Below are 14,875 nucleotides of genomic sequence, written 5' to 3' on the forward strand. Positions count from 1 at the left end.
GCTCAGTGCAGCCGGAACTCGCCGTCGAGGGCCTTGATCTCCGCCGGCTTGATCAACCGGCAGTGCGCCACGCTGACCTTGAACAGCGGCCCGTCGAGGGTCCGGGCCCAGAAGTCGAGGAACTTCTTCAGCTCCGGGAATTTCGGGAAGAGGTCGTATTCCTGCCAGATGTAGCTCTGCAGCAGCGCCGGGTGGTCGGGCATCCGGTAGAGGATCTCGGCCGTGGTCAGGCCGTAGCCTTCCAGCTGTTTGCGGAACTCAGGCGACGGCGTCATGAAGGGACCTCGCGACTGTTTGACCAGGCGCGGCGCAGGCTGCGCCGCGCATGAGAAACATTAGGCGCGATTCTGTAAAATGTCTCTTAAATTCAGTTGCTTAGCACTCATGTGGTCGGTGTGCTGCCAAGCTTTTGATCGTCAGTCTCCGAACGGTCGGGCCAGGAGCCGGATCGGGACCGGCTGCGGCAGCCCGGTCCAGCCGAGGCTGGCGATCACGGCGTTGCTTTCCCGGGCTTCGCGGCCGGGCGCCAGCGACCAGGTGATGTGATAGGTCGAGCCGTCCGGACGGTCGGTGGAGCCGGCGATCCGCACCACCAGGGCCTCGACGCCCAGGCCGTCGTCGGCCTGGCCGATGACCTCGCCGGTGGTGTTGATGGGCGGAACAGCCGCGCGGTCGCCGAACTTCAGCGTCACGTGATGGGCGACCACCTCGGGGTAGCGCGGCGGGAAGCGCCGCAGCAGGGCCTCGCGGTCGCCCGGGTCGAGCAGCCAGCCGGTGTAGAAGCGCTTCGGGTCGCTCGGTGGTGGCTCGCTCATGAGGGGCTCAGGCGAACAGCTCGGGACGCCGCACCCGCAGGGCCAGGATCAGCGTCAGGGTCTTCAGGTCCTGGATCTCCTGGGCCTCCACCTGAGCCCAGAGCTGGGCGAGGGGGATCTCCATCACCGTGATGTTCTCGTCCTCGCCGTCGACGCCGCCGCCGTCGGCCACCCGGTCGCGCAGCGAATAGGCGGCGAGGAACAGGTGCATCCGCTCGCTGGAGACGCCGGGCGAGGGGAAGGCGACGCCCAGCGGCTCCACCTCGCCCAGCGTGACGCCAGCCTCCTCCATCGCCTCGCGGCGAACGCAGACCTGCGGGTCCTCGCCGTCGAGCATGCCGGCGATGGCCTCGAGCAGTTCCGGCGGCCCGTCGGCCCAGATCACCGGCGCCCGCGGCTGGCTGACCATCAGCGCCGTGCGCCGCGCCGGATCGTAGGCGAGGACCGCCGCGGCGTGTCCGTGGTGCTCGATCTCCCGCTTGAAGGTGGTTCCGTCAGGCGCCGCCAGCGTCGCCATCATCAGCGTGGAGTAGCCCTGGTAGAGGGTCTCCAGCTTGTGGATTTCGATGGGCATGGATGGTCCTCTCCTGCGCTTCCGCCGACGCGCTCCCTGCCCGCCGTCCCTTCGTCCTTCCGTCATGGCCGGGCGCCGTCCCGGCCATCCATGAACGTCGAAGGCGCAGGTTGGTCTCTGTCTCTCGCGTGCATGGGTTCCCGGCACAAGGCCGGGAATGACGGTAGGGGAGGGGCCGGCGCCCCCTCATGTTAGCGCCTATGCCGGGCAGCCGGGCCATGACGGAATGGAGAGGGCCGAACAACTACTCCGCGGCCGCCGCCTCCGCGACGAAGCCCTTGAAGGTTCGCATATATTCGACGAAGCCGGGAGTGAGGCCCTCGTCCAGCAGGTGCTCGGGGGCGACCGGGGTCCCCACAGGGCGGAAGCGATCGCTCCGTTGCAACTGGTCGGGGTAGTCGTGGTGCAGGATGCCGGCGCGGCCGAGGATGACGTAGTCGCAGCCGGCGGCGAGCGCGGCCGTCAGCTGGTTGGGGGTGGTGAGCTTGCCGGCGGCGCCGAGGCGGACCTGGCCGCGCTCCAGGTCGGTGAACCAGCCGAGCAGCGGACGCTCGCGGAAGGCCTCGTCGTCGGTGGTCTTGAAGACGTCCCACAGCGAGAGATCGAGGTAGTCGATCCTGCCGTCGGCCAGGACCTTGCGCGCCACTTCGCGCATCTCGGCGATCTTCATGCCGAACCGCTCCGGCGAGATGCGCAGGCCCAGCTGGAAATCGGGCCCGGCGCCGGCGCGCACGCCGTCGATGATCTCGAACAGCAGGCGGCTGCGGTTCTCCAGGCTGCCGCCGTAGCGGTCCTCGCGCCGGTTGAGCTCGGCGGAGAGGAACTGGGTGATGACATAGCCGTGGGCGCCGTGGATCTCGGCGCCGTCGAAGCCGGCCCGCTCGGCGCGGACGGCGGCGGCGATGAAGTCGTCGCGCAGGCCCTGGACCTCGTCGAGGGTGAGGCCGCGCGCGCCGGTCTCCGGATCGTCGGAGGCCGAGACCGGCTGGCCGACCAGGGCGGCAGGGGCGCGGTTCCCGGCGTGGTGCAGTTGGACGGCGGAGCGGGCGCCGTTCGCCCGCAGCGCCTCGGCCAGTCGGGTCAGTCCCGGCAGGTGCTCGTCGCCGAACACGCCGAGCTGGCCTTCAAAACCCTGGCCGACCGCCTGGACGTGGGCTGCGGCGGTCATCACCAGGCCGAAGCCGCCCTTGGCCCGCAGTGTGAGCCAGCGAATTTCCTCATCCGTGAGGACGCCGTCGGGCCGGCTCTGCTTGTTCGTCAGGGGCGCCAGCATGAAGCGGTTCTTCATCTGGGGGCCGCGCGCGAAGGCGAGCGGCTGGAACAGGTTTTCGAACGACACGAAAGATCCTCGGCGATTGGCGCGGCCCTATCCCCTGCATGTAGTGCGCAGGTCAGGCCAAGCTAGCTCTTGCCGGTGAGCTTCTTGCCTTCCGCCGCGAGGCGCTCCAGCCGGGGCGCGGGCTTGTACTGCGGCCCGTATTTCAGCTCGAATTCCTTCAGCTTGGCGACGACCTTATCCAGTCCGATCTGGTCGGCGTAGTACATCGGCCCGCCGCGATCGACCGGCCAGCCGTAGCCGTTGATCAGGGCCACATCGATGTCCGAGGCGCGCATCGCGATTCCTTCCTCCAGCACCTTCGCGCCCTCGTTGACCTCCAGATAGAGGCTGCGCTCGAGGATCTCCTCGTCGGTGACCTCCTTGATCGCCGCGCCGGAAGCGATCCGGAAGTCCTCGATGATCTTGTCCGCCGCAGGCGAAGGCCGGGGATTGCGGCTTTCGTCATAGTCGTAGAAACCGCCGCCGCCCTTCTGGCCGCGCCGGCCGGCCTCGGCCATCCGTCCTCGGATAGTTTGATGGCCGGGCGGGTCGGCGATCACGTCCAGGCCCACCAGGTCCAGCATGGCGAACGGCCCCATCGGGAAGCCGAACTCGTAGAGCACCTTGTCGACCCGGGCCGGCGGCAGGCCTTCCAGCAGGAAGCTGTTGATCTCGGTCAGCCGCGGCATCGCCACCCGGTTGGCGATGAAGCCCGGGCCGACGCGCGAGATGACGATCGTCTTGCGGATGCGTTTGGCCAAGTCGACCGCCGTGGCCAGCGCCTCCGGGCTGGTCTTGTCGCCGCGGACGATCTCCAGCAGCGGCATGACCTGGGCCGGGGAGAAGAAGTGCAGGCCGATGACGTCCTGCGGCCGGCCGGTCGCGGCGGCGATCTCGTTCAGATTCAGATAGGAGGTGTTGCTGGCCAGGATCGCGCCCGGCTTGCAGGCCTGGTCGAGCTTCTGGAAGACCTGCTTCTTGACCTCGAGGTTCTCGAACACCGCCTCGATGACCAGGTCGCAGTCCTTCAGGTCGGCCATGTCGAGCGAGCCCTTGAGCAGGCTCATGCGCTTTTCGGTCTCCTCAGGCCTGGCGCCGCGCGAGCGCTCGTAGTTGCCGCGGATCACCGACAGGCCGTGCTCCAGCGCTTCCGGCTTCATCTCGATGATCGTCACCGGCACGCCGATGTTGGCGAAGTTCATGGCGATGCCGCCGCCCATGGTGCCGGCGCCGATCACGCCGACGCTCTTCACCTCGCGGGCGGCGGTCTCGGCCGGGACGTCGGGGATCTTCTGGGCGCTGCGCTCGGCGAAGAAGTAGTAGCGCCGGGCGGCCGACTGCGGGCTCATCGCCGCCTGGAAGAAGCGCTGCTTCTCCAGCGCGAGGCCCTCGTCGAACGGTTTCTCGACCGCGGCCTCGACGCATTCGACGATCCAGTCCGGCGCGACCTGGCCGCGGAAATTCTTCGCCGTCGCCTGGCGGAAGGTCTCGAACAGCTCCGGCTTGCCGCGGAAGGGCGCGACCTTGTCGTCGCGGTCGCGTAGCCGGACCAGCGGCCGGCCCCCGGCCAGAGCCTTGCGGACGAAGCTCAGGGCCCCGGCGCGCAAGCCGTCCTCCGCCACGAGTTCGTCGACCAGGCCCAGCTCCAGCGCCTCGGCCGCGCGGATCGGCTTGCCCGAGGTGATCATCTCCAGGGCCTTTTGCGGACCAAGCACGCGGGGCAGGCGCTGGGTGCCGCCGGCGCCGGGCAGGAGGCCCAGGTTCACTTCCGGCAGGCCCAATCTGGCGGATGGGACGGCCACTCGGAAATGGGCGCAAAGGGCGATCTCCAGCCCGCCGCCGAGCGCCGTGCCGTGGATCGCCGCGACCACCGGACGGTCCGCGCCGTCCATCAGCTTCTGGATATCCTCGATGCTCGGGTCCTTGAGCATGTCGGCGAGGTTGGAGACGTCGGCGCCGGCGATGAAGGTGCGCCCGTCGCAGATCACGACGACCGCCTTCGCCGAACTCGCGAGCGCCTGTTTGAAGCCTTCGAAAAGCCCCTCGCGCACGGTCAGCGACAGGGCGTTCACCGGCGGCGAATTGAGGGTGAGGACGGCGACCTCGCCGTCTTGGCTGAGATCCGTCACCGCATTAATGGCCGTCATCGTGTCCTCCTGGAACCTGGACAGGCGCCCCGCCCATCTTGGCCCGCCCATCCCGGCCAACTCGTCCCGTCGCGCTGAAAGGGATTGGCGACGCCAGGAGGTTCCAAGTCAATTGCGGGCGGGCTCGAAGGCGGGCGCCACGCTTTGGCTCGGTTTTGCGCTATCACCGTCACCAGAGGATCGAAAGACCGCCGTTTGACCGAAGCCGCGCCGCCAACCCCCGCCCGCCGCCTGCGCCCTGCGCTGGTTATCCTGGGCGTGGTCGCGGTGGTCGCCGCGCTGCTGCTCTACGCCGCCCGCCGGACCATCGCGCGCGAAGCGCTGACCGGCTGGCTCAAGTCCAAGGGCGTGGCGGCCTCGGCCGAGGTGCAGTCGATCGGCCCCACCGGCGTGACCGGCTCGATCGTCATCGGCGACCCCGGCCATCCCGACCTGACCATCGCGCGCGCCGACGTGGGCTATGGCCTGCGCGGCCTGAATTTCGAGGTCCGCTCGGTGCGTCTGGTGCGCCCCGTCCTGCGCGCGCGCCTGAAGGGCGGCCAGCTTTCCGCCGGTGAGCTCGACCCGCTGATCGCACAATTCCGCAAGGCCCCGCCGCGCACCGGCGCCGTCCAGCCGCGGATTGTGGTCGAAGGCGGCGTGGTCGCCCTGGACACCGGCTACGGCCGGGTCCGCATCGAGGCCGACGCCAAGATGGTCGACGGACGGCTGCAACAGCTCTCCGCCCGGACCGCGCCCACGCGGCTGCGCAGCGACCGGTTCGACGTCAGCCTGGGCGAGACCCAGCTGACGGCGCAGGCCGCCGGCGGCCGCGTCGAGCTCAGCCTCGATGCGCCGATCGCGAGCGGGACGGCCGGCGGACTGTCGGCGACCAACGCGCGGCTGCGGATGACCGCCGCCGGCCCCTATCCGGACCTCAAGCGCAAGCGCGAGACCGGGGCGGTGGTGGCCCATGCCGAGCTTTCCGGCGGCCGGCTGGCGCTGGGGGGCCAAGCCCTGCGCAACGGCCAGATCTCGGCCGCCCTGACCGGCCAGGCCGCCGGCTGGATCGACGACCTGACGCTGACCGGCCGCGCCGTCGCCGACCTGCGCGCGGGCGGGGCGGAGGCCGGCGGCGGGCAGGCCGGGACCCTCCGGGCCGCAGGCAGCGCCGAAGACCTGCGCTGGACCCGCAAGGGCGGCGACCTCGTGCAGGCCAGGATCGCCGCCAGCGCCTCGCTCGACAGCTACGCCCGCGATGCGCTGAACCTGTCCCAGGTGACGGCCGCGGCGCGCGGGCCGGTGCGGCTGAGCCGCAAGGGGGCCGACCTCGACCTCGTCACCCACGCCCTGGGCCATGGCGCCTGGAGCGGCCTGGGCGCGCCGGTGGCGACGGACTCTGCGAACATGGCGGCTGTGAAGCGCGCCGCGGCCGGCTTCCGCTTCACGGCCCCGGCGGTCGCGGTGCGCCGCCAGGGCGGCGGTGCGGTACGCGCCCGGCTGGTCCAGCCCGTGCGGCTGACGCCGGACCGAGGCGGATCGGTGACCTTCGCCCCGGCCGGCGCCGGCTGGAAGCTGACCGCGGCCGGCGGCGGCCTGCCCAAGGTCGACGCCGACATCGTCCAGGCGGCGCTGGCCCCCGGCGGCGGCGTGGCGAGCGGCCGGATCAAGGCCGCCCTCTCCATCGGCCCGATCGAGCGGGGGGTGTTCGACGCGTCCGGGGCGCTGCGCCTCGCGGACGGCGTGGTCAGCTTCACCGGCGATCGCTGCGCCTCGATGACCGCGCCCCGCGCCAACTTCGGCGCCAACGACGTGCGCGGCCTCTCCGGCCGGCTCTGCCCGGCGGGAAGCCCGTTGCTGAGCCTGGGGGGCGGCGACTGGCGGATCGCCGGGCGTGCGGAAGACGTCGCGGCCGAGGTTCCCTTCCTGCAGGCGCGAGTCGCCAAGGGCGCCGGGACCCTGGACCTGGCCGCGCGCAAGGGCGCGCTGCAGGCGAAGGCGGGCATCGCCGCGGCCGAGGTTTCGGATGCGGCGCCGGTAACCCGGTTCCGGCCGGTCGGGATCTCGGGCCAGGCGCAGCTGGCGCGCGAGCTCTGGACGGCGGCGGTCGCGATCCGCGACGGCGCGGGCCGGCCGTTGGCGACCGCCCGGCTGAAGCACGAGAGCCTGAGCGGTCGCGGCGGGGTCGAGATCGACAGCGGGACCCTGCGGTTCGCGCAAGGCGGCCTGCAGCCCGCCGACCTCTCGCCGCTGGCCGCGGCGGTGGGCTCGCCCGCGCAGGGCGAGGCGCAGTTCACCGGCGGCTTCGCCTGGACGCCTGCGGCCCAGACCAGCGCCGGCGTGCTGGAGATCCCGAACCTCGACTTCCAGAGCCCGGCGGGCGCGGTGAGCGGCCTCTCCGGCCGGGTGGCGTTCACCAGCCTCGCCCCGCTGGTCGCCGCGCCCGGCCAGACCCTGCAGGCCGCCTCGGTGGCGACCCCGGTGGCGCCGCTGACGGAGGTGCGGATCGCCTTCGGCCTGCAGCCCGACGCCCTGCGCGTCACCGGCGGCCAGGCGGCGGTCGGCGGCGGCCTGGCGCGCATCGAGAGCCTGGAGATCCCGCTGGCCGTCGGCCAGCCGATCCGCGGCGTGGTCAATCTGGACGGGGTGCAGCTGCACGACCTGGTCGAGGCCTCGCCTTTCGGCGATCGCGTCGAGCTGGACGCCAAGGTCAGCGGCCGCATCCCGTTCACCACGCAGGGCGACAAGGTGCGGGTGCAGGGGGGGACGCTGCACGCGGTCCAGCCCGGCCGGCTGTCGATCCAGCGCACGGCGCTGACCAATGTCGAAGCCTCCGGCGCCGTCGAGACGTCCGGCGCGCCGGCGGCTGTGGCTCCCGAGCCTTCGACCGACACCTTCAGCGACTTCGCCTACCAGGCGATGGAGCATTTGGCCTTCTCGACGCTCACGGCCGGGATCGACAGCCGCGACGACGGCCGGCTCGCCGTGCTGTTCCACATCATCGGCAAGCACGATCCGCCGCAGCGCCAGGAGATCCGGCTGTCGTTCCTCGACCTGATCCAGAAGAAGTTCCTGGGCCGCAAGCTGCCGCTGCCGTCCGACACCGGGGTGGATCTCACCCTGGACACGACGCTCAACCTGGACGATCTGCTGGGCGACTACGCCGAGTTCCGTCGGCTGCACGGTTCAGCCCAGGTTCAGCCCTGATGCAGAAGGATGAGACGGTGAGACGAATGGAGACCTGCGCATGATCGGCCCGCGCCTGTTTAACAAGACTCCCCCCGCGGCCGCGCTTGGCGCACTTCTGCTGCTGGGCCTGGCCCAGAGCGCCTGCAGCCCCACTGTGACGGTCGACGTCAAGCCGATCACCATCTACGCCAAGCTGGACGCCGACGTCCGGCTGCGCCTGGACCAGGAAGTCAAAGACCTGATCCAGAAGAACCCGAACCTCTTCTAGGCGGATAAGAGATGCAAACTCGAGACATCCTGGGGCTCGGCGCGGCGGTTCTCGCGGCCCTGGCCCTTCCCGTGGCCGCCGTCGCCCAGACGGCCCAGGCCAAGGCCGCAGTCGACGCCGCCAAGGCGGCGGGAATCGTCGGCGAACAGGCCGACGGCTTCCTGGGCTTCGTGACGAGCGCAGGCGATCCGGCGCTCCGCTCGGCGGTGGCCGAGATCAACGCCGGCCGCGCTCAGGTCTACCGCGAAGCCGCCGCCAAGTCCGGCGCGACGCCGGCCGCCGCCGGCGCCTCGGCCTTCATCAACGCCATCCAGCCCCGTATCCAGCCGGGCCAGTACTACAAGCCGAACGGCGGCGGCTGGGTCAGGAAGTGAGCCGGCGCTAGCCGGACTCATCCCCGCGAAAGCGGGGATCCAAATTCCGTGTCATCCCGGTTTCGCGAAGCGAAGACCGGGACCCATGCACACCGGAGATCTCCAGCGGGATCCGGCGACGCCGTGTTCATGGATCCCGGATAGCCGCTGCGCGGCTTCCGGGATGACATCTGAATAGACAAGGGGCCGCTCATCGCTGAGCGGCCCCTAATTCGTTGGGCGTTTCCTCGCCTGGATCAGCGCGGCAGGGTCAGCTGCTCGGCGGTGATCGAATATTTGGCGGTGGCGCAGCTGCGGGTCGTCTCGGAGACCTGCTTCCAGACGGCGCGGGCTTCGTCGCGGGTGGCGAAGGGGCCGAGTACGTCCGGTTGGCCCTTCTTCAGCGTGTGGAAGGTGGTGCTGCTGTATTCACCGCCGACGACCCAAAAGCGTTCCGTGTTCATGGTCCTTCACTCCTTCACTTCCGGCGGACGGTGGGACCGCCCGCCGGTCGTCTGATTTGGCTCAGGCGAACTGGTTCATGGTGTTGTGGACGCCGCCGGCCTTCAGGGCCGCTTCGCCCGCGAAGTATTCCTTGTGGTCGTCGCCGATGTCCGAGCCCGACATGTTCTGGTGGCGGACGCAGGCGATGCCCTGGCGGATCTCCTGGCGCTGGACGCCGAGGACGTAGCCCAGCATGCCCTGGCTGCCGAAATACTCCTTGGCCAGGTTGTCGGTCGAAAGGGCCGCGGTGTGGTAGGTCGGCAGGGTGATCAGGTGGTGGAAGATGCCGGCCCGCTTCGCCGCGTCCGCCTGGAAGGTGCGGATCTTCTCGTCGGCCTCGATCGCCAGCGCCGTGCCGTCGTAGTCGACGCTCATCAGCTTGGCGCGATCGTACTGGGCGAGGTCCTTGCCGGCCTTTTCCCAGGCGTCATAGACCTGCTGGCGGAAGTTCAGCGTCCAGTTGAAGGACGGCGAGTTGTTGTAGACCAGCTTGGCGTTCGGAAAGACCTCGCGGACCTTGTCCATCATGCCGGCGATCTGCTCGATGTGCGGCTTTTCGGTCTCGATCCACAGCAGGTCCGCGCCGTTCTGCAGGGCGGTGATCGAGTCGAGGACGCAACGCTCCGCGCCGGTCCCGCTGCGGAACTGGAACAGGTTGGACGGCAGGCGCTTCGGCCGCAGCAGCTTGCCGTTGCGGTTGAGGATGACGTCGCCGTTCTTCAGTTCCGACGGCGTGATCTCTTCGCAGTCGAGGAAGCTGTTGTACTTGTCGCCCAGGTCGCCCGGCTCGTTCGAGACGGCGATCTGCTTGGTCAGGCCCGCGCCGAGGCTGTCGGTGCGCGCGACGATGACGCCGTTGTCGACGCCCAGCTCGAGGAAGGCGTAGCGGACCGCGCGGATCTTCGCGAGGAAGTCCTCGTGCGGAACGGTGACCTTGCCGTCCTGGTGGCCGCACTGCTTTTCGTCCGAGACCTGGTTCTCGATCTGGATGCAGCAGGCGCCGGCCTCGATCATCTTCTTCGACAGCAGGTAGGTGGCTTCCGCGTTGCCGAAGCCCGCGTCGATGTCGGCGATGATCGGAACCACGTGGGTTTCGTAGGAGTCGATCGCTTCGACCAGCTGCTCTTCCTTGGCGGTGTCGCCAGCCTTGCGGGCGGCGTCCAGCTCCCGGAACATGCCGCCGAGCTCACGGGCGTCGGCCTGGCGCAGGAAGGTGTAGAGCTCTTCGATCAGCGCCGGGACCGTGGTCTTCTCGTGCATCGACTGGTCCGGCAGCGGGCCGAATTCCGAGCGCAGCGCCGCGACCATCCAGCCCGACAGGTAGAGGTACCGGCGGTCGGTGCTTTTGAAGTGCTTCTTGATGGAGATCATCTTCTGCTGGCCGATGAAGCCGTGCCAGCAGCCCAGCGACTGGGTGTATTGCGTCGGATCGGCGTCATAGGCCGCCATGTCCCGGCGCATGATGTCGGCGGTGTAGCGGGCGATCTCCAAACCGGTCTTGAACCGGTTCTGCAGGCGCATCCGGGCTACTGCCGAAGGGTCGATTCCGTCCCAGGCGCCGGCCTTGCTCTTAACGAGCTGGCCCATCTCGATGATGTGGTCTTGGTAGGACATATTGACTCTCTGCGAATGGGTCGGTCATCGCACTGTGACAACCGTTGCAGTCCACTAACGCCTGAATTCCCGTTAAGGAAACAGCTTGCTGCACTGCAAAAGGCCAAGCTGTCACAGTTAAACCTTGTCATAAATGTAAAATTGTGACAACACACACAAAGATGGCTGCCCCGACCTCCGACCGGAAGCTTTTCCTGGGCGCGCGCGTTAAGCGCCTGCGCCGCGAGCTGGGCATCACCCAGACCCGTATGGCCGAGGATCTCGGCGTCTCGCCGAGCTATCTGAACCTGCTGGAGCGCAACCAGCGGCCGGTCACCGCCCAGGTGCTGCTGCGGCTGGCCGAAGCCTACGACCTCGACCTGAAGAGCCTCTCGTCCGATCCGGACTCGTCGGGCGCCACCGGCCTGTCGGAGGTCTTCACCGACCAGCTGTTCCGCGACCTGGGTCTGCCGCGTCACGAGATCGCCGAGGTCGCCGAGAGCGCGCCGGGCGTGGCCGAGGCGGTGGTCCGCCTTTACCGCGCCTATCTCGACCAGCGTCGCCTTTCCGAGCTCGGCGCGGCCGGCAGGCCGGAGGAGGGCGGCGCGAGCGCGCCCATGGCCATGCCCTCCGACTGGGTGCGCGACTTCATCCAGGCGCAGAAGAACTATTTCAGCGAGCTGGAGGAGGCCGCCGAGCAGGTGGTCGAGGCGATGGGCGCCGAGCCCCAGGAGTTCGCCTGGGCCGCGCGCGAGCGGCTGGCGAAGACGCACAACATCCAGGTGCGGGTGGTGCCCGTCGAGGTGCTGCCGGAAAGCGTCCGCCGCTTCGATCATCACAGGAAGCGGCTGTTCCTGTCCGAGGCCCTGACCGGGGAGGGCCGCGCCTTCTCGCTGGCCTTCCAGCTGGCCATCCTGGAGCATCGTGAGCTGCTGGACCGGCTGGCCGACCGCTCCAATCCGCCGGACCGGCCGACGCGTAACCTGCTCAAGGTCTCGCTCGCCAACTATCTGGCCGCCGCCATGCTGATGCCCTACGCCGCCTTTCACGAGGCGGCCGAACGGACGGCCTACGACATCGACCTGATCCGGGTCCGCTTCGGCGTCTCCTTCGAACAGGCCTGCCATCGGCTGACGACCATGTCCCGCTCGGGCGCCCGCGGCGTGCCCTTCTTCATGATGCGGGTGGATTCCGCCGGCAACATCTCCAAGCGGTTCGCTGGCTCGACCTTCCCCTTCTCACGGTTCGGCGGCGCCTGCCCGCGCTGGAACATCCATTCCAGCTTCCGTTCGCCCGGGCGGATCATCACCCAGATCGTCGAGACCCCCGACGGCCAGCGCTACTTCACCATCGCCCGGACCGTGACCCGCATCGCCACCGCCTACGCCGGCGAGGACGCCGAACTGGCCATCGGCATGGGCTGCGAGCTGAAGCACGCCGAGCGACTGGTCTATTCGCGCGGTCTTGACCTCAAGGAGCCGAAGGCCACCGCCATCGGCCCGGCCTGCCGGATCTGCGAACGCCCGGCCTGCCGGCAGCGCGCCGCCGCGCCGATCAGCCGCACCCTGACCGTCGACGACTTCACCAAGTCGATCTCGCCGTATCCGTTCGCCGAGGGGTAGGGGGCGAAGGTCACGCCCGTCGCTCCTCCCCCGTTTGAACGGGGGAGGAGCGGAGCATGTGCGAGAGGCTAAACCGTCAGCATCACCTTCCCCACATGCGCCCCGCCCTCCAGATGCGCGTGCGCCTTGGCGGCGTCCGCCAGCGGGAAGGTCGCGTCGATCATCGGCCGGACCAGGCCCTTGGCCACCCAGGGCCAGACCACCCGTTCGACCTCGGCCGCCAGCCGCGCCTTCTCGTCGGCGTCGCGGGGCCGAAGCGTCGAGCCGGTGACCACGGCGCGCTTCTGCATCAGGCGAAAGATCGGCAGGGTCGCCTCCGCCCCGCTCTGGTGGCCGATGAAGACCAGGCGGCCGCCGGTCTTCAGCGCGTCCAGGTTCTTCCGGAAATAGTCCGCGCCGACCATGTCGAGGATCACGTCCACGCCGCCCTCGCGCTTGCAGATCTCGGCGAAGTCCTCGGCGGTCGCGTCGACCGCGACGTCGGCGCCCAGGGCCTTGGCGACGGCGGCCTTGGCCGCCCCGCGGCCCGTGGCGATCACCCGCGCGCCGGCGGCCTTGGCCATCTGGATCGCGGCCACCCCGATGCCGGAGGTCGCCCCGTGCACCAGGAAGGTCTCGCCGGCCTTCAGGGCGCCGTGCTCGAAGACGTTGGCGTAGACGGTGAAGACGGTCTCCGGCAGGGCGGCGGCCTGGAGAAGGTCCAGCCCCTCCGGGATCGGCAGGGCGTGCCGCGCGTCGCAGACGGCGTACTCGGCGTAGCCGCCGCCGCCCAGCAGGGCGCAGACCTTGTCGCCGGCCCGCCAGCGGCCCGCCCCGCGCACCACTTCTCCTGCGACCTCGAGCCCCAGGGTGTCCGGCGCGCCGCGCGGCGGCGGATAGGCGCCCATCCGCTGCAGCAGGTCCGGGCGGTTCACCCCGGCCGCCTGCACGGCGATCAGGATCTCTCCGGGCCTGGGCTCCGGCGTCGGAATCGTCTCGATGTGGAGGGCTTCCGCCGGGCCCTTGCCGCCGGCGACGACGATGGCCTTCATGGCGGCGGGAACAGAAATGCTCATGGGTGTGGCTCCTGCGGCCTTGCGCGAGACGAGGATGCGGGTTTGGATAGCCGGCTCTGGGGGCCCGGCAAAGGGAGGCTCGCTGCGTGATGGATGAACCTACCGACATTCGACTGGCCCGCGGGCAACGGCTCACCGACGCTCTGAGGGAGGACCTGGAGCTCTACGCGGTCGCTGAACTGGAGGATCGGATCGACCTCCTGCGTTCAGAGATCGCGCGCGTGGAGGCGCAGATCGATCGCAAACGGGCCGGGCGCGCCGCCGCCGACGCCCTGTTTTCGCCGCGGCTGGCCTAGCTGTTCGCTTTACCAAGTTTGGCACGGATGTTGCACCTGCGGCCCTATCACCGAACGTTCGTCCCGCCGCAGGAATCGGGCGGGGAGCTGGGATCAAGATGACCGAAGCAAACACCGTCCTGCCCTGGCGCTCCGACGTAATCCAGGACTTCGCCCGCTCCGAACTGTTCGAGCGGACCTTCCAGGAGGGCATGGACCTCGTGGAGGAGACGGCCAGCTATCTCGACGGCGCCGGGCGCCAGGAATCCAAGATGCTGTCGCGCAATGCGGCGCTCGGCTACGCCTCGGAGAGCATGCGGCTCACCACCCGGCTGATGCAGGTGGCCTCCTGGCTGCTGGTGCAGCGCGCGGTGCGTGAAGGCGACATGCCGCCGACCGCCGCCTGCGAGGACCGCTACCGTCTCGCCGCCGAGGACGTCTGCCGCGGCGGCGAGACGCCGGGCGAGGTTCTGCCCGAAGGCCTGCTGTCGCTGCTCGAGCGTTCCGAACGCCTCTACGAACGCGTCCGCCACCTCGACCGGCGCATGTACGTCGAAGTCGACGACGCCGCCGCTCCGCACCCGGTGTTGTCCCAATTCGACCGTCTCAGAACGGCTCTCGGGGCGTTCTAGGCCCCACCCAGTGTCATCCCGGAAAGCGCGCAGCGCTTATCCGGGACCCATGAACACGGCGCTCATGGATTGAGCGCGATCCTGTCTTGAAATCCGCTCGTCCCCGCGAACGCGGGGATCCAGGCTTTTTTCGTCGTAGCGCGAATTCCGAACCCGCGACCGCAAATAACAAAAACACCTGGGTCCCCGCTTTCGCGGGGATGAGCGGATGTTGGGCTGCACGCACAGCAAAAAACGCCGCGAAGGTCTCCCCTCGCGGCGTTTCGCGAACTCGAGGTCCGGCCAGGCGCCTATTTGCGCGTGAAACCGGCGAACTTGGCGTTGAAGCGCGACACGCGGCCGCCGCGGTCGAGCAGCTGGTGGCCGCCGCCGGTCCACGCCGGGTGGGTCTTCGGATCGATGTCCAGGTTCAGCGTTGCGCCTTCCTTCCCGTAGGTCGAACGGGTCTGGTAGGAGGTGCCGTCGGTCATCACCACCGTTATGAAGTGGTAGTCCGGGTGGGTGTCTTGTTTCATCGCGCGGGCGCCTGACGTAAAGGAGCGGCCAAAGTT

The 14,875-nt window shown here is 69.3% G+C and carries 15 protein-coding genes; 6 read left to right on the forward strand and 9 right to left on the reverse strand.

The features are described 5' to 3' along the window. Positions 1 to 2: 2 nt before the first annotated feature. The 5 genes from ACSQ2B_RS19020 to ACSQ2B_RS19040 all read right to left on the reverse strand — a co-directional run bounded on the left by ACSQ2B_RS19020 (position 3) and on the right by ACSQ2B_RS19040 (position 4,854). Entirely contained in the window at positions 3 to 275 is a 273-nt protein-coding gene (locus ACSQ2B_RS19020; protein WP_436052224.1) for an usg protein, read from the reverse strand. 141 nt (positions 276 to 416) lie between these two features. Continuing rightward, a complete protein-coding gene (locus ACSQ2B_RS19025; RefSeq protein ID WP_436052226.1) occupies positions 417 to 815 on the reverse strand; it encodes a hypothetical protein in 399 nt (132 codons plus the stop codon). A 7-nt stretch (positions 816 to 822) separates the two neighbouring features. Next, positions 823 to 1,389 (reverse strand): NUDIX domain-containing protein, encoded by a 567-nt coding sequence (locus ACSQ2B_RS19030; RefSeq protein WP_436052228.1) that lies wholly within the window; start codon positions 1,387 to 1,389, stop codon positions 823 to 825. Between the two features lie 244 nt (positions 1,390 to 1,633). Next, on the reverse strand, positions 1,634 to 2,728 hold the full coding sequence (locus tag ACSQ2B_RS19035) for an NADH:flavin oxidoreductase (RefSeq protein WP_436052230.1): 1,095 nt from the start codon (positions 2,726 to 2,728) through the stop codon (positions 1,634 to 1,636). A gap of 62 nt (positions 2,729 to 2,790) precedes the next feature. Next, on the reverse strand, positions 2,791 to 4,854 hold the full coding sequence (locus tag ACSQ2B_RS19040; RefSeq protein WP_436052232.1) for a 3-hydroxyacyl-CoA dehydrogenase NAD-binding domain-containing protein: 2,064 nt from the start codon (positions 4,852 to 4,854) through the stop codon (positions 2,791 to 2,793). A gap of 195 nt (positions 4,855 to 5,049) precedes the next feature. Here ACSQ2B_RS19040 and ACSQ2B_RS19045 point away from each other — a divergent pair, with 195 nt between their 5' ends. From ACSQ2B_RS19045 to ACSQ2B_RS19055, 3 genes are read left to right on the forward strand one after another with little or no spacing between them, the layout of a single operon-like run. Beyond that, positions 5,050 to 8,040: an intermembrane phospholipid transport protein YdbH family protein gene (locus ACSQ2B_RS19045; protein ID WP_436052234.1), complete on the forward strand. Its 2,991-nt coding sequence runs from the start codon at positions 5,050 to 5,052 to the stop codon at positions 8,038 to 8,040. 40 nt (positions 8,041 to 8,080) lie between these two features. Next, positions 8,081 to 8,290: a YnbE family lipoprotein gene (locus ACSQ2B_RS19050; RefSeq protein ID WP_436052236.1), complete on the forward strand. Its 210-nt coding sequence runs from the start codon at positions 8,081 to 8,083 to the stop codon at positions 8,288 to 8,290. An 11-nt stretch (positions 8,291 to 8,301) separates the two neighbouring features. Then, the gene (locus ACSQ2B_RS19055) at positions 8,302 to 8,664 is read left to right on the forward strand and encodes a DUF1318 domain-containing protein (RefSeq protein ID WP_436052238.1); all 363 of its coding nucleotides are present in this window, start codon (positions 8,302 to 8,304) and stop codon (positions 8,662 to 8,664) included. Positions 8,665 to 8,900: 236 nt separating this feature from the next. Here the strand turns inward: ACSQ2B_RS19055 and ACSQ2B_RS19060 are convergent, their stop codons facing one another. Together ACSQ2B_RS19060 and ACSQ2B_RS19065 are read right to left on the reverse strand one after the other, a co-directional pair. Then, on the reverse strand, positions 8,901 to 9,107 hold the full coding sequence (locus tag ACSQ2B_RS19060; protein WP_436052240.1) for a DUF4170 domain-containing protein: 207 nt from the start codon (positions 9,105 to 9,107) through the stop codon (positions 8,901 to 8,903). Positions 9,108 to 9,168: 61 nt separating this feature from the next. After that, positions 9,169 to 10,761 (reverse strand): isocitrate lyase, encoded by a 1,593-nt coding sequence (locus tag ACSQ2B_RS19065; protein ID WP_436052242.1) that lies wholly within the window; start codon positions 10,759 to 10,761, stop codon positions 9,169 to 9,171. A gap of 161 nt (positions 10,762 to 10,922) precedes the next feature. On the opposite strand from ACSQ2B_RS19065, the gene ACSQ2B_RS19070 reads away from it, so the two are divergent. Beyond that, a complete protein-coding gene (locus ACSQ2B_RS19070; RefSeq protein WP_436052244.1) occupies positions 10,923 to 12,362 on the forward strand; it encodes a helix-turn-helix domain-containing protein in 1,440 nt (479 codons plus the stop codon). 68 nt (positions 12,363 to 12,430) lie between these two features. On the opposite strand, the gene ACSQ2B_RS19075 is transcribed toward ACSQ2B_RS19070, so the two are convergent. After that, a complete protein-coding gene (locus tag ACSQ2B_RS19075) occupies positions 12,431 to 13,393 on the reverse strand; it encodes an NAD(P)H-quinone oxidoreductase (RefSeq protein WP_436052619.1) in 963 nt (320 codons plus the stop codon). A 113-nt stretch (positions 13,394 to 13,506) separates the two neighbouring features. Here ACSQ2B_RS19075 and ACSQ2B_RS19080 point away from each other — a divergent pair, with 113 nt between their 5' ends. Together ACSQ2B_RS19080 and rcdA are read left to right on the forward strand one after the other, a co-directional pair. After that, the gene (locus ACSQ2B_RS19080) at positions 13,507 to 13,713 is read left to right on the forward strand and encodes a DUF1192 domain-containing protein (protein ID WP_436052246.1); all 207 of its coding nucleotides are present in this window, start codon (positions 13,507 to 13,509) and stop codon (positions 13,711 to 13,713) included. 98 nt (positions 13,714 to 13,811) lie between these two features. Further along, on the forward strand, positions 13,812 to 14,324 hold the full coding sequence (rcdA, locus tag ACSQ2B_RS19085) for a protease adaptor protein RcdA (RefSeq protein WP_436052248.1): 513 nt from the start codon (positions 13,812 to 13,814) through the stop codon (positions 14,322 to 14,324). A gap of 290 nt (positions 14,325 to 14,614) precedes the next feature. Here rcdA and rpmE read toward each other — a convergent pair whose 3' ends face one another. Next, a complete protein-coding gene (gene rpmE, locus ACSQ2B_RS19090; RefSeq protein WP_436052250.1) occupies positions 14,615 to 14,839 on the reverse strand; it encodes a 50S ribosomal protein L31 in 225 nt (74 codons plus the stop codon). Positions 14,840 to 14,875: the final 36 nt, after the last annotated feature.

The organism is Phenylobacterium sp. LjRoot225 (genome assembly GCF_964252855.1).
Classification (GTDB): Bacteria; Pseudomonadota; Alphaproteobacteria; order Caulobacterales; family Caulobacteraceae; genus Phenylobacterium.